The sequence below is a fragment of the Pseudomonas sp. BIGb0164 genome (genome assembly GCF_024810135.1).
Classification (GTDB): domain Bacteria; phylum Pseudomonadota; class Gammaproteobacteria; order Pseudomonadales; family Pseudomonadaceae; genus Aquipseudomonas.
Window position 1 is genome coordinate 247560 of record NZ_JANUEA010000011.1, and the last position, 13035, is coordinate 260594.

A 13035-nucleotide genomic window follows, 5' to 3' on the forward strand; every position below is an offset into this window, starting at 1 on the left:
TAGAGCTGAAAGCTAATGTGGTTAAGCATGAAAAGCTCATAGGGGCTCTGCACGAATAGAAAAATTGTGCTTACCGGCCTTTGGCAGGAAAACTGGTAGAGGGTGCTACTGATGGAATTATTCGAGCCATTCAGCGTTCGCACATGCGAAGCGCTTGTTGATGATGAGCGCCGTGCTCATAGATACGAACCTGTTCAGGGAAGGCCCTTTTCGCCATTTGAGATTCATGATCCTTTTGGGCTTCGAAATGCGATTGTTCCGGTCTTCCGACAGGACATTGAGGGGAGAATGTACGGCCTTGGAACAGCGTTTCACATGGATGGGTTTGGTAATTTTCTGACGGCTTACCACGTGATTGACTTTATTGAGCAGGATGCTGCGAGTCGGCCCATTTTGTTTCTTAGCATGCATGCGGTTATCTTCGGAACGGTAAATGTCCCTCCAGATTGCTTCTTGCCAATTGTTAGAACGGTTGTACCTATGACTGACGTGGATGATCCATTGGCTGCGTTGAGAGGCGAGTCAATGAGGAGGCCAGCCATAGACGTTGCGGCGTTGAGAGCTGCGCAGTTTGGATCGGGTGTGCGTTCTCCGCAGACTCTACCTATCCGCTCTGTCGGATGGACTCCTCAGGCCGGAGAGATTGTGTTGGCTGTCGGATTCCCACATTTGGACCTCTCTGAGGTGGACGACTCAGCGCAACAGGCGCTGCTCTCTGAAGGCATGTTTGGTGCTTATGGACGTGTCATTGAAGTCCATCCCGAGGGAACTAGCAGCTCAAACCCAACCCCGGTATTTGTCGTAGAGAGCGATTGGCCTTCAGGAATGAGCGGAGGGCCAGTATTTAACCGTAATGGTGAGGTAGTTGGGATGGTCAGCCGTTCGCTACCGCCTGAGGCTGGTAACGCAGGAGTGGGCTTTGCCGTATATTTCGGACTGATTCCAGATCTCGAGCTACTTGTGCCTACTTTGGATAAGAATCTTCCTTGTTGGCGTCTGTGCTGGGGTGTGTTCTCAGAAGATCCTTACGTGCCTAGTAGCATGCACGCTTCGAGAGAGGATGCCGAAGTAGTGGCCAAAACGCTTAATCCTCCGGGAGTAATCAAAAGAGTTTCGAATCAAATTGGTACTGAGGCGTGCATGGAGTACGAACAGTAATGGCCTTGAGTTCGTAGGCGAAGGTGGAGCTATCCGTTTAGGTCTGCGGATGAGCTATCGAACTTACCTGCTCTATCCGCATAACCTGACTACCGAAGTCACCTAAGCAGGTTGGCTGAATTCAGCTTCCCATTCTTCGTTCGTTTGTTCTTGTGGCGTTTTGCGCCGAAAGCCATGTAGATGGGGATTGCCGTTTCTACTGATTACCGCTTTACCGTGCTTTGCAGCACACGTGATAAATTCCTCCTGTATTCCCCGATTTTGAAGGGCTGGAGTGATTTTCTTGTCCGGCAAAATTGTCCGGCTGTTGTCCGTGGTTTGTCCGTGAGTTGTATGGTAGATGTCCGGCTCAAAGGTCTCGAGTATCTTCGCAGCAGAGATCGAGAGAGGTCGGAGAGATCCGCTGTTTAGGCGATTTGAATGGTTGTCGGCGATCTCCGCAGAAAACAGGATTCCTTTCAAATGTCCCATATAATCGTGAAACGACGATAAGCGTCTAGGTAGGGGAAGGGCTGTTGACTGCCAGAAACGATGGAAATTACTGCGCATGCCGATTAGTCGAAAATGCCCTCTTGGGAGAGGGCTACCCTTTGATCCAGACTTCGTACTTTTGTCACGAGCCAATCTAACGTTGAAGATAGTATAGGTGTCAGTGTCGGCTAGCACTGAGGGGAGCTGTAACGTCAAGCCGCCCGCTTTGGTAGGGCCATAGTGACCAGTTGAGTAGCTCTCGTATCGGTACGCCTCAATATTCAGTGCAACAAGGATTTCGCGCACCAAAGCCGCGGAGTATTTCTCAAGCCATCCAGGGGGAAGAGGGCGATCATGTGGCGGGCGGATAGTGAGGCGTCCGAGGTCTATGCTAATGACCGCGCGTCGCTCGAGTAACTTTTTGACTGTAACGGTCATTTGATGTGCCAGAAGCCTGAGGCAATGCAGGGGCCGTGGGCGAGCGCTGTGGCAGCGCCCGTTTGATCAGCAAGACATCGACGAAGGTCTTTGGCCTAAACGGCGTCCCTTGCATCAATCCTAGATTGAATCCACGCCTCAACTTCATTTACGACGTAGTAAGCAGCGGCTTGGCGCGACTCACCATCTTTAAGCGGCTTCGGGAAGGAGGGGTCTTTTTTGCGGAGCTTATCTAAGCCGGAGCGTGACAGGTCAAGCCAGTTACAGAGCGCGGACTGGCGGATCAGGGCTTTGACAGGTGATGTGTTCATGAGTGCTTCCATATCCATGTGTATGCCGTCTATTTCGCACCACAGATGGAAGAGCCGCACCCTACTTAATTCGACCTCTTTTCGCTTCTGATAGGAGCGCCTCCAGACTTTTGTCACCGAGGGGCATGCCGGCTGCATCGAAAGCCTCGCGGCAAAAATCTAGACGCTTGGCGGTTTTGGGTTCGCAATGTTCCTGCCAAACCTTAAGGCAGGCCCGTGATAAGTCGAGTTGATAGGGCTTCGCTTTCCTGCCGCGTTGATTCTTTTGTTTTTTAGTATTGGAGAGTGCTAAGTGGATCGCGTCTCGCACGTTCTCAAATGCAGGCGTCTGGATAGTCAGCGTGTCAATTTCGGAGTCGGTGGTCATCCATTTTATGTCAGGGAGAGCATTCTCAGCTTCAGCAATTGCGGCTCTTGTGGCTGCGTCGCAGTCTTCAAGAGCTTTCTCCAACCGAGCATCGTCGAGTTTCAACATAGAGGCTAGCTGTCGTTCGCTATCCACGGGTTTAGGCAGAGTGCGGGTCGTTGCCAGAAGGTGATGATGGCGAGCCCATGCGATGGCTCGCACAAGCTGCATCAAGTTACTTTCACTGATTTGGTATTTTGTCAGGTGATGAGCAGCACGTATGAACTTCCGATAGCCATTATCAGGTCCGTTTGTTATCCCTGAATACCTTGTCCAGTGTGGCCCTTTTTTGTATAAAACCGTTCCCGCCATGGTCTATCTCCTAGGCTCGCTTAAGCTCCACCACGTTGCATGCTGCCAGCTTATCCAAATGATCGGCATACCACCGCATCATGGTCCTGCGTTGCTCCAGGTACGTGCTTTTGTCGTACACGCCCCGAACACCTTCCTTGACGTGGGATAGCTGGGCCTCGACATGCTGCGAGTCGAAGCCGTTTTCGTTGAGGATGGTGCTGGCAAGATGGCGGAAGCCATGGCCGGTTTGGCGCCCTTCGTAACCTAATCGGCGTAATGCCATTAAGAAGACGGTGTTGCTGCGTGATTTGGTGGTGTTACTACGGCCAGGGAACAACAGAGAATAGCTGCCGGTTATGCTGTGGAGCTCACGTAGCAGATTCACGGCTTGAGGTGGTAGCGGGACCAAATGTTCTCGGCGTCGTTTCATGCGCTCCGCAGGGATCTGCCAGAAACCGGTGGTTAGATCAAACTCGGTCCAGGATGCTTCGCGCAATTCTGAAGGGCGACAGGCGAGCATGGATAGCAGTTGCAGTCCGACACGCACATCAGTGGCATGTGGGTAAGAGCGTATGGCGCGCAATAGGGCGGGCAGCTCTTCAAGGGATACATGGGCGAAGTTTTCGACAGGCTTCGTTAGTAGGAACTTGTGCAATCCTTCAAGTGGATTATGGGTAGCACGCCCGGTCACTCTAGCAAGGTCATACACTTCTCGACACATGCCACGCACGCGACTGGTCTGCTCAACGATGCCTGTCTGTTCCATGCCACGAAGAAACTCCATCCACTCCATCGGCATAATCCCTGTATAGGGCCGTTTGCCGAATATAGGGAATACATGCTTTTCAAGCGCCCCTATCGTTCGAACCGAGGTTCCTTCGGTCCAAGTCTTGCGTTTGGCTGTGTGCCACTCTCTAGCAAGATGCTCAAATGTATTGTTTGCGGCTTCCAGATCTGCTGCCTTCTTGGCGCGCTTGGTAGCCATGATGCTACAGTCCTTTGCCGTGCTATCGCGTAGTTCGCGCACCTTGCGACGTGCTTGCTCTCCGCTTAGTTGGTGGGCGCTCGTACCATAACCACCGATCCCCAGCCAAGACCACTTGCCATCCGCTTTCTTGTAGCGCAATTGCCACGACTTCGAGCCATCCGGTTTCACGCGAAAATACAGGCCGTCACCGTCCTGCTCTCGATACTCCTTCGTTTCTGGCTCTAGACTGGCAAGAACAGTATCGGCCAGCGGGCGGCGTTTGATCTGGCTGCGCTTCACTCATGTATCCCTTGAGTTCATGTTTTCGGCGAGGATACACAGGGGGATACACGGCAGGCAACGATATACGGATATATTCGGGTGTGTTCAGAAACAAGAAAGCCCGCACAGGGCGGGCTTCTTGGGTCGTTTCCGATCATGTGGGAACATGTGGAAACTAATATTTGGTGGAGCCGGGGGGATTTGAACCCCCGTCCGCCAGTACTCCGCTGTCGGTACTACATGCGTAGCCGTTTCTATTAAGTTAACCCTCAGCGACCCGAAGGGCAGGGTGCTTTGGGCGAGTTGTGTAAGTTTTAGCCGCTTCGTCCACAACGTACTGCACGGCGATTCTGTTCTATATGACAATCACTTTGGGTTTACAGACATCCCCTGGTGATTGCTGGACCCGAAGGTACCAGAAGCTCAGGGCTAAGGCTGCTTACGCAGCGAGAGCGAATTCCTGGCCGTAGTTTTCGTCATTGGCAACTATAAGAAGTTGCAACAGTGGATTTACGAGTTCTGTTACCAACTCGGCATGCACCTAAAGTTTCGCAACCGGCGTCGAATCCTAAACGGCCCCGTGCTTGTAACTCGTTGTTTCTTAGTGAGTGACAAGCTCATGCAGTGTACGCCAAACGGTCACAGAAGGCCAACCCGAAGGTTGACCTTGAGCATCCGTGGTTACTGATTGCCGCCTTTGTCGCCGTTCTGCAGGTCTTGCAGGGCTTTGGAGGTGATCTCGATGCACTTCTTGTCATCGCCGGCTGCGTGAGCTGCCTTGGCCTGGGAGACGGCGGTGTCGATTTCTCCCTTTTTGCCACTGGTATCGGTGGCGAGCAGCGCTTGGCCGTTATTGATTTTGTCCAGGTTGATTTTGCACAGGTCGGTTTCATCGGCCGCGAAAACAGGGGAGGCCAGCATCGCAGCGGTAACGAACAAGCCAGCAAGAGCGGAACGCTTCATAGGGTATCTCCTTGCGCAAAAGGGCTCGACGCTGCTGGCGTTCAACGGCTGCCAGCGACATCACGGATGGGCCTCGTTCGTCGAGGCCTATGCAGATGACTGCGCCGGCGCGCAAGGGTTCTGTTTTTTTGCAGGATCAGTGGGCGCGGGCCTGGGTGACCCGGTCCACGAGGTACACCAGCCCGTGGTAATCGATGCCGCCGTGCTGGCTCAGGCCGATCTCGCAGGTGCGGCTGGTGGAGATGCCTTCAGTGCAATATTGCACGGCGTCCTTGAGCGATCGCAGTGAGTGGGCGTTGAGTTCCGGTGTGGTAAAGCCTTTGTCGCCGGCAAAGCCACAGCAATGGATGCCTTCCGGGACCACCACGGTTTTGGCGCAGTGCCGCGCCAGGTCAATCAAGGCCTGGCTTTCGCCCAGGTGCTGGGTGCTGCAGGTGACGTGTACGGCGATGGGGGCTTCCTGTGGGGTGAAGTCCAGGCGATCCATCAAATGGGTGCGGATAAAACGCACCGGGTCGTACAGGTCCAGCCGCGTTTTGCCGAGGTCCTGCACCAGTCGCAGGGTGCAGGGGCTGGTGTCGCAGTAGATCGGGTCGAGGCCGCCACGGCTGGCATGGAGCAGGGCGCCGATCAGTTCCTGGCGTTTGTGCTCGGCCTGTTCGGCGTAGCCTTTGGACGCGAAGGGCTGGCCGCAGCAGAGGCTGTCCTGGTTATCCGGCAACACCACTTGGTAACCGGCTTTTTCCAGCAGGCCACGGGTTTTGTCGTACAGCGACATCTGTTCCTTGTCGTCGGCGGAAGGGCCCATCGCCCGTGAGACGCACGCCGCCAGGTACACCACGCGCGGTCGTTCGTCGGCGACGGCGGGGCTGAAGCGAATGGCTTTTTCCGGTTGCGGCATGGCGTTGGTCCACTGCGGGATCTGCCCTTTGGACAACTGGGTGATTTTCGCTGACAGCTTCGCCAGGCGCGGCGCCCCCAGCAGTATGCGGGCGCCATTGGCGACGTGCAGGGTAAAGCGCGCGCCTTGCAGAGCGGTCGAGAAATGGCTGGCGAGCCATTCGGCGGTTTTCGGACGATCCGCCTCCTGGGCGCGCAGCTTTTTCACCAGGTCGCCGGTGTTGATGCCCACAGGGCAGCGCTGGGCGCACAGGCCGGTGGCGGCGCAAGTGTCGATGCCTTGATAGTGGTAGGCCGCTTCCAGCTCGGTGGTGTCGATGCCCGCCCGTTTTTTAGCCTGAATATCGCGCCAGATCACGATGCGCTGGCGTGGGCTTAACGTCAGGCCTTTGGAGGGACACACCGGTTCGCAAAAGCCGCACTCGATGCACTTGTCCACCAGCTCGTCGGCGGCCGGCAGGGGCTTGAGGTGCTTGAGGTGGATCTGCGGGTCTTCGCTGAGCACCACGTCGGGATTGAGGATGCCGTTGGGGTCGAGCAGGCGTTTGAGTTGCCACATCAGTTGATAGGCTTCGCTGCCCCATTCCAGCTCGACAAAAGGCGCCATGTTGCGGCCGGTGCCGTGCTCGGCTTTCAGCGAGCCGCCAAACTCCACGGCCACCAACTGTGCAACGTCGTCCATGAACGCTTGGTAGCGTGTGACTTCTTCGCTGCTGTTGAAGCCTTGGGTGAACACAAAGTGCAGATTGCCTTCCAGGGCGTGTCCGAAAAGGATGGCTTCGTCGTAGTGATGTTTGTCGAACAACTCGATCAAGCGGTTCACGCCAATGGCCAGTTGCTCGACCGGAAAGGTCACGTCTTCGATGATCACCGTTGTGCCGGTTTTGCGCACGGCGCCGACGGCGGGAAAGGTGTCTTTGCGGATGGCCCACAGGCGGGCGTTTTCCACGGGGTCTTCGGTGAAGTCGACCTGTTTTTCCACAGGGAAAGCGGCCAGGGACGCCATGATCAGGGCCAGTTGTTCCTGCAGCAATGAGGGCGACGCGGCGCGGGATTCGATCAACAGCGCGCAGGCATTTTCCGACAGGTGCTGTACGAAGGCGGGCATGCCTGGTTTGTTCTGCACCGAGCGCAGGCTGCGTCGGTCCAGCAGTTCGACAGCCGAGACCGGTTGGGTCTTCAGCACGGTCACTGCGTTGCAGCACGTCTCGACATCCGGGAACACAATCAGCGCCGAGGCTTTGTTCGGGTGGTCGATCACGGTGTCGTAGGTCACCGCGCTGATGAACCCCAGCGTGCCCTCGGAACCCACTAGCAGGTGGCTCAGGATGTCCAGCGGCTCATCGAAATCCACCAAAGCGTTGAGTGACAGGCCGGTGGTGTTTTTCAAGCGATATTTGTGGCGGATTCTTGCAGCCAGTTCAGTGTTGGCCCGCGTCTCGCGCCCGAGTGCGGCGAGGCGTTCCAGCAGGGGGCCGTGCTGCTTTCTAAACGCGATAACGCTGGCCGCATCTTCGGTATCCAGGCGGCTGCCATCGGCCAATACCAGGCGGATGCCCGCCAGGGTGTGGTAGGTATTCTGTGCGGTGCCGCAGCACATGCCGCTGGCGTTGTTGGCCACGATGCCGCCGATCTTGCAGGCGTTGATCGAGGCCGGGTCGGGCCCGATCTTGCGGCCGAACGGCGCCAGCCACGCGTTGGCCTGGGCGCCGATCACACCGGGTTGCAGGCGGATCTGGGTGCCTTGCCCGCGAATCTCGCGACCGTTCCAGTTGTCGCCGAGTACCAGCAGGACCGAATCGCTGATGGCTTGGCCGGACAAGCTGGTGCCAGCCGCGCGGAAGGTTACCGGCACGCGATCGCGCTGGGCCAGTTGCAACAGCGCTACCACTTCGTCTTCCGACTCCACGCGGATAACCAGCTGTGGGATCAGTCGGTAAAAGCTCGCGTCGGTGCCGAAGGCGAGGGTGGAAAGGGGATCGTCGAAGCGTCGATCTTTCGGGATCTGTTGTGCGACGTCGCTCAGAAAAGCAGCAGGCAGGCTCATCGGTCCTCCAGAAATAGCAGACGCCGGACGCAGTGTCCGGCGTCGATTCTTACCCTGTGACGTGCAGGTCTCAGTGCACCAGCATACCGGTGAACCAGTAGGCCTGGGCCAGGGTGATCAGCCCGACGATGGTGGCGAAAAACAGGCTGTGCTTGAGGGTGAAGCGGAACAGGTCGGATTCCTTGCCCACCAGCCCGGTTGCCGCACAGGCCACGGCGATCGATTGCGGCGAGATCATCTTGCCGGTCACGCCACCACTGGTGTTTGCCGCGACCAGCAGGGTGTCATTGACACCGATCTGGTGTGCGGTGGTGGCTTGCAACGAACTGAACAGGGCGTTGGATGACGTATCGGAACCTGTCAGGAAAACCCCCAACCAGCCTAGGAATGGCGAGAAGAACGGGAAGGCTGCACCCGTCGCCGCCAAGACCAGTGCCATGGTTGATGACATGCCGGAGTAATTGGTGACGAACGCGAACGCCAGCACCATGCCAATGGACAGGATTGGCCAGCGCAGTTCGTAGAAGGTCTCTTTTAAAGTGGTAAGACCAGTTTTAATGTCGATCTTGAGCACCAGCATCGAGACCAGTGCGGAGAAGAAAATCGCAGTGCCAGTCGCAGAGATCGGGTCCAGCTTGAACACCGCAGGAATGGCGGTCGGGTTGGTCACGATTGGGGCAACTTTGATCACCAACTGATCAAGGTGCGGGATTGCGAAGTTGAACACCCAGCCGTACATCGAGCCGCCAGCGGCAAACATCGCCTTGAAGGGCTTGAGGGTCCAGATAGTGACCAGCACCGTGAGGATCAGGAACGGCGACCAGGCTTTGAAAATCTGCCCCAGGCTGTAGGGCGAGGCGATTGTGCTGCGCGGCTGGCCGAAGCCTCCGACGCTGGCAGTGATCGCGGCGCTGGAGGTGGCGCCTGCGATCTGTGCGCCGGCCGTGCGCTTGGGTTGCCAGACTTTCAGGAACAGGGTCAGGGCAATCAGGCTGGCCAGGGCGGATGTGATGTCCGGCAGTTCCGGGCCGATGAAATTGGACGTGAAGTATTGGGTGATGGCAAAGCTCAAGCCCGCGACCAGTGCGGCCGGCCAGGTTTCGCGAACGCCGCGCAGGCCGTCCATCATGAACACCAGCCAGAACGGCACGAACAGCGACAGCAGGGGCAGTTGGCGGCCGGTCATGGCGCCGATCTTGAACGCGTCAATGCCAGTGACTTGGCCGGCCACGATGATCGGGATGCCCAGGGCGCCGAAGGCTACCGGCGCGGTGTTGGCGATCAGGCACAGGCCTGCAGCGTACAACGGGTTGAAACCCAGGCCGACCAGCAGCGCGGCAGTGATCGCCACCGGCGCGCCGAAACCGGCAGCCCCTTCCAGGAACGCGCCGAAGCAGAAACCGATCAGCAATACCTGCAGGCGTTGGTCGTCAGTGATCGACAGGACTGAGCTGCGGATGATTTCGAATTGGCCGCTCTTGACGGTGAGTTTGTACAAGAAGACTGCTGCGACGATGATCCACGCAATCGGCCAAAGGCCGTAGGCAAAGCCGTAGCCCGCGGCGGCCAGCGCCATGTCCACCGGCATCTGGAAGGCGAAGATTGCCACCAGGATCGACAGCGCCAATGTGATGCTGCCGGCCACATGGCCTTTGAGGCGGAACACGGCCAGCGCCAGGAAGAAGAACACGATCGGAATAACGGCGGCCAATGCGGACAGGCCGAGGCTGCCGAGTGGGCTGTAGAGCTGTTGCCAGGTTTGCATAGGGGATGGCCCTGATTGTTGTTGTTTGGTCAGCTTGGATAATTGGTAATACCAATTTACAGTTGCTGTCGGCTAGAGTAAAAGCCTTGCCAGGGGTGTGTCAATTTGCCGCCCGCGAAACTTTGGTCGTAGGTGCGTGGGGGTGGGGTTCTGATCGGGTCAATCGAAGGCGTTCTGATAGGTGCTGCGAGCGCGGCGATAGGCCAGAATAGAGGCCCTGGCGAGTGGTCGGGGTTGTGGAGAATGAGTGATGGGGTTTGATCAGGTGCGTTCGCGCCGTTTGTCTGACGATATTGTCGAGCAGCTTGAGGGCATGATCCTTGAGGGCACGCTGAAGTCGGGCGAGCGCTTGCCCGCTGAGCGCGCATTGGCGGAGCAGTTTGGCGTGTCTCGCCCGTCGTTGCGGGAGGCGATTCAGAAACTGGCGGCCAAGGGGTTGCTGGTCAGTCGGCAGGGCGGCGGTAACTATGTGGCCGAGTCCCTGGGCTCAACCTTCAGTGACCCGCTGCTGCACCTGCTGGAAAACAACCCCGAGGCGCAGCGTGACCTGCTGGAATTTCGCCAGACGCTTGAGGCGTCTTGTGCCTATTACGCGGCGTTGCGTGCTACCGAAGTTGATCGTGAGCGACTGACCACTGCATTCGAAGCCTTGCAGGATTGTTACACGCGCGCCGATGAGGTGAGCCGGGCGGAGGAAGGGGCGGCCGACGCAAGGTTTCACCTGGCGATTGCCGAGGCCAGCCACAACGCGGTGTTGCTGCACACCATTCGCGGCTTGTTCGATCTGCTCAAGCGAAACGTGGTGACCAACATCGGTGGCATGTACCAGCAGCGTACGGAAACCCGCGACATGCTGATCAATCAGCATCGGGATTTGTACCTGGCGATTATCGAAGGGCGGGCGGAGCAGGCGCGGGAAGTCTCAACACGTCACCTGCTGTACGTGCAGGAAGTGTTGGAAGAAGTGCGTCAGGAAGTGCAGCGCGTAGCGCGAGCGGAGCGTCGCAAGGGCCTGTAGCCTGGGATGTGTCCCAAGGCTACGGCGTTGCAGGAATTACTCTTCCTTGCCCTTGTTGCGCACAGCGCGATGCAATTCACGGTTGGAATCGCGCTCGCGCTCGGTGTCGCGCTTGTCGTACTCCTTCTTGCCCTTGCCCAGAGCGATCTCGCATTTGACGAGATGCTTGCTCCAGTACCAGGACAGGCAGACGCACGCGTAGCCTTTTTGCTGCACGGACGCGGCGAGCTTTTCCAGTTCGCGGGCATTGAGCAGCAGCTTGCGCGTACGCACCGGGTCGGCAATCACGTGGGTGCTCGCGGTGGTCAGCGGGGTGATATGACTGCCGAGCAGCCACGCCTCGCCATCCTTGAGCAGCACATAGCTGTCGACCAGCTGCAGCTTGTTGGCACGCAGACTCTTTACTTCCCAGCCGGCCAGGACCAGACCAGCCTCGAAACGATGTTCGATGAAGTAATCGTGTCGCGCTTTTTTATTTTGCGCGATGGTCCCTGTGGGGTGTTTCTTTTGTTTAGCCATAGGGGCGGCATTATAGGGAGTTGCGAGCGTGTCGGCTACGGTCAACCTGCGTGCTTGAGCGTGTTGGACGAATCCCGGACAATGCGGGCAATTCTTTGGTTTTTTTCTCTCGCGGATCGGGCTGTTTTTTCGCGATGTTTGCCTCAGCAGTGGAAATAACGCTCACATGACGACGCACATTCAACGCTCGGCCTTGCTGCCTTATCCGGCGCAGGCGCTCTATGACCTGGTCAACGACGTGGCGCGTTACCCGGAATTCTTGCCGTGGTGCTCTGCCGCCGAGGTGCTGGAAAGCAGCGATGAGCATATGGTTGCCAGTGTCGGGGTGGCGAAGGGCGGTCTTAGCCAGCATTTTGTTACGCGCAATGTGCTGGTGCCGGGCAAGTCCATCGAAATGAACCTGCAGGAAGGGCCGTTCACCCAGTTGCATGGGGTGTGGGTGTTCAAGGCACTGACGGACAAAGCCTGCAAGATCAGCCTGGACCTGTCCTTTGATTACGCAGGCCCTATCGTGCGGGCGACGTTGGGGCCTTTGTTCAATCAAGCGGCCAATACGTTGGTGGATGCGTTCTGTCAGCGGGCCAAGCAACTGCATGGTTGAGATTGAGGTGGTGTATGCCGCCGAAGACCGTCAGGTGCTGGTCGCGGTTGCGGTTGCGTCGGGTACCAGCTTGAGGGCAGCAGTGTTGGCGTCGGATATTGCTCGGGCGTTTCCTGGCCTGGAACTCGCGGATTGTCCGCTGGGGATTTTCGGTAAGGTGGTAGTCGACCCGGATACGCAAGCAGTGAAGGCCGGCGATCGCATCGAGATTTACCGGCCGCTACTGGCTGATCCTAAAGAAGTGCGGCGGCTGCGCGCGGTCAAGGCGGCATTGGCCAAGCAGCAGAATACTTAGGCGAGCCAAACGACAGACAACAAAAAGCCCGGCATGCCGGGCTTTTTGTTGAGCGCCGCGTTATTACTGCGGGCTGGCGTCCAGAGGTTCTGGCGTCGGGACTGGAACGGTTTTCACGCCGTCGACGTCCTTCTGGATCTGGTCGAGCAAGGAGCCTGGCTTGGCCGGTACTTCGGATTTCGGCTTTTCCGCGTCCTGCGCAGGGGCCGTCACATTGGTACCGTTGTCCTTGCCAAGCAGGGCTTCATCACGGCTTACGCCGGGCATGAAGTCACCGGACAGGCTGACAAGCTGGTCATTGCCATTAAAGATGACGCTGACACGCTCTTGTTGGCGTTCACCGCCACCCGGTTGAATGCTGTAGAGATAATCCCAGCGATCGGCATGGAAAGTGTCGGTCAGCAGGGGGTTACCCATGATAAACCGTACTTGCCGTCGGGTCATTCCCGGGCGCAACTGGTCTATCATATCCTGCGTGACGACATTGCCCTGCTGGATGTCGATTTTGTAAACCCCGGGGAATGAACAACCGGCGAGTGCGAGCAGTCCCACAAAGGTGAAACTGGTTAGCAAGAGCTTGGTGTTTTGCATCGGTGGGCG

At 57.4% G+C, this 13035-nt stretch carries 13 protein-coding genes and 1 other RNA gene; 4 read left to right on the plus strand and 10 right to left on the minus strand.

Going from position 1 to position 13035, the window contains the following annotated elements; all coding sequences use genetic code 11:
* The first annotated feature begins 111 nt into the window (after positions 1 to 111).
* Positions 112 to 1158 carry a trypsin-like peptidase domain-containing protein gene (locus tag M2394_RS26765; protein WP_259175160.1) on the plus strand — a complete coding sequence of 349 codons (1047 nt, stop codon included), beginning with the start codon at positions 112 to 114 and terminating at the stop codon, positions 1156 to 1158.
* 102 nt (positions 1159 to 1260) lie between these two features.
* Here M2394_RS26765 and M2394_RS26770 read toward each other — a convergent pair whose 3' ends face one another.
* The 8 genes from M2394_RS26770 to M2394_RS26805 all read right to left on the minus strand — a co-directional run bounded on the left by M2394_RS26770 (position 1261) and on the right by M2394_RS26805 (position 10002).
* Entirely contained in the window at positions 1261 to 1707 is a 447-nt protein-coding gene (locus M2394_RS26770; protein WP_259175162.1) for a hypothetical protein, read from the minus strand.
* Between the two features lie 455 nt (positions 1708 to 2162).
* Positions 2163 to 2378, minus strand: coding sequence for an AlpA family transcriptional regulator (locus M2394_RS26775; RefSeq protein WP_259175163.1), 216 nt, complete (start codon positions 2376 to 2378; stop codon positions 2163 to 2165).
* A 61-nt stretch (positions 2379 to 2439) separates the two neighbouring features.
* Positions 2440 to 3096, minus strand: a complete 657-nt coding sequence (locus M2394_RS26780) for a hypothetical protein (protein WP_259175164.1) — start codon at positions 3094 to 3096, stop codon at positions 2440 to 2442.
* A 10-nt stretch (positions 3097 to 3106) separates the two neighbouring features.
* The gene (locus M2394_RS26785; RefSeq protein ID WP_259175165.1) at positions 3107 to 4345 is read right to left on the minus strand and encodes a phage integrase central domain-containing protein; all 1239 of its coding nucleotides are present in this window, start codon (positions 4343 to 4345) and stop codon (positions 3107 to 3109) included.
* Between the two features lie 165 nt (positions 4346 to 4510).
* Positions 4511 to 4907: a transfer-messenger RNA gene (gene ssrA, locus M2394_RS26790) on the minus strand.
* A gap of 101 nt (positions 4908 to 5008) precedes the next feature.
* Complete coding sequence (locus tag M2394_RS26795; protein WP_259175166.1) at positions 5009 to 5290, minus strand: hypothetical protein; 282 nt, start codon at positions 5288 to 5290, stop codon at positions 5009 to 5011.
* A gap of 136 nt (positions 5291 to 5426) precedes the next feature.
* Complete coding sequence (locus tag M2394_RS26800) at positions 5427 to 8237, minus strand: FAD-binding and (Fe-S)-binding domain-containing protein (protein WP_259175167.1); 2811 nt, start codon at positions 8235 to 8237, stop codon at positions 5427 to 5429.
* A gap of 70 nt (positions 8238 to 8307) precedes the next feature.
* Positions 8308 to 10002 carry a lactate permease LctP family transporter gene (locus M2394_RS26805; protein ID WP_259175168.1) on the minus strand — a complete coding sequence of 565 codons (1695 nt, stop codon included), beginning with the start codon at positions 10000 to 10002 and terminating at the stop codon, positions 8308 to 8310.
* Between the two features lie 250 nt (positions 10003 to 10252).
* Here M2394_RS26805 and M2394_RS26810 point away from each other — a divergent pair, with 250 nt between their 5' ends.
* Complete coding sequence (locus M2394_RS26810; RefSeq protein WP_176998436.1) at positions 10253 to 11020, plus strand: GntR family transcriptional regulator; 768 nt, start codon at positions 10253 to 10255, stop codon at positions 11018 to 11020.
* A 36-nt stretch (positions 11021 to 11056) separates the two neighbouring features.
* Here M2394_RS26810 and smpB read toward each other — a convergent pair whose 3' ends face one another.
* Positions 11057 to 11539, minus strand: a complete 483-nt coding sequence (gene smpB / locus M2394_RS26815; protein WP_176998554.1) for an SsrA-binding protein SmpB — start codon at positions 11537 to 11539, stop codon at positions 11057 to 11059.
* 166 nt (positions 11540 to 11705) lie between these two features.
* Here smpB and M2394_RS26820 point away from each other — a divergent pair, with 166 nt between their 5' ends.
* Together M2394_RS26820 and M2394_RS26825 are read left to right on the plus strand one after the other, a co-directional pair.
* On the plus strand, positions 11706 to 12140 hold the full coding sequence (locus M2394_RS26820; protein WP_016973780.1) for a type II toxin-antitoxin system RatA family toxin: 435 nt from the start codon (positions 11706 to 11708) through the stop codon (positions 12138 to 12140).
* Positions 12133 to 12435, plus strand: coding sequence for an RnfH family protein (locus M2394_RS26825; protein ID WP_178919538.1), 303 nt, complete (start codon positions 12133 to 12135; stop codon positions 12433 to 12435). Before M2394_RS26820 ends, M2394_RS26825 begins: the two co-directional genes overlap by 8 nt.
* 63 nt (positions 12436 to 12498) lie before the next feature.
* Here the strand turns inward: M2394_RS26825 and M2394_RS26830 are convergent, their stop codons facing one another.
* Positions 12499 to 13026, minus strand: coding sequence for an outer membrane protein assembly factor BamE (locus tag M2394_RS26830; RefSeq protein ID WP_178919539.1), 528 nt, complete (start codon positions 13024 to 13026; stop codon positions 12499 to 12501).
* Positions 13027 to 13035: the final 9 nt, after the last annotated feature.

Coding starts and splice junctions, on each gene's coding strand:
- M2394_RS26765 (WP_259175160.1), top strand. CDS start 112: ATGGAATTATTCGAGCCATTCAGCGTTCGCACATGCGAAGCGCTTGTT.
- M2394_RS26770 (WP_259175162.1), bottom strand. CDS start 1,707: ATGCGCAGTAATTTCCATCGTTTCTGGCAGTCAACAGCCCTTCCCCTA.
- M2394_RS26775 (WP_259175163.1), bottom strand. CDS start 2,378: ATGAACACATCACCTGTCAAAGCCCTGATCCGCCAGTCCGCGCTCTGT.
- M2394_RS26780 (WP_259175164.1), bottom strand. CDS start 3,096: ATGGCGGGAACGGTTTTATACAAAAAAGGGCCACACTGGACAAGGTAT.
- M2394_RS26795 (WP_259175166.1), bottom strand. CDS start 5,290: ATGAAGCGTTCCGCTCTTGCTGGCTTGTTCGTTACCGCTGCGATGCTG.
- M2394_RS26800 (WP_259175167.1), bottom strand. CDS start 8,237: ATGAGCCTGCCTGCTGCTTTTCTGAGCGACGTCGCACAACAGATCCCG.
- M2394_RS26805 (WP_259175168.1), bottom strand. CDS start 10,002: ATGCAAACCTGGCAACAGCTCTACAGCCCACTCGGCAGCCTCGGCCTG.
- M2394_RS26810 (WP_176998436.1), top strand. CDS start 10,253: ATGGGGTTTGATCAGGTGCGTTCGCGCCGTTTGTCTGACGATATTGTC.
- smpB (WP_176998554.1), bottom strand. CDS start 11,539: ATGGCTAAACAAAAGAAACACCCCACAGGGACCATCGCGCAAAATAAA.
- M2394_RS26820 (WP_016973780.1), top strand. CDS start 11,706: ATGACGACGCACATTCAACGCTCGGCCTTGCTGCCTTATCCGGCGCAG.
- M2394_RS26825 (WP_178919538.1), top strand. CDS start 12,133: ATGGTTGAGATTGAGGTGGTGTATGCCGCCGAAGACCGTCAGGTGCTG.
- M2394_RS26830 (WP_178919539.1), bottom strand. CDS start 13,026: ATGCAAAACACCAAGCTCTTGCTAACCAGTTTCACCTTTGTGGGACTG.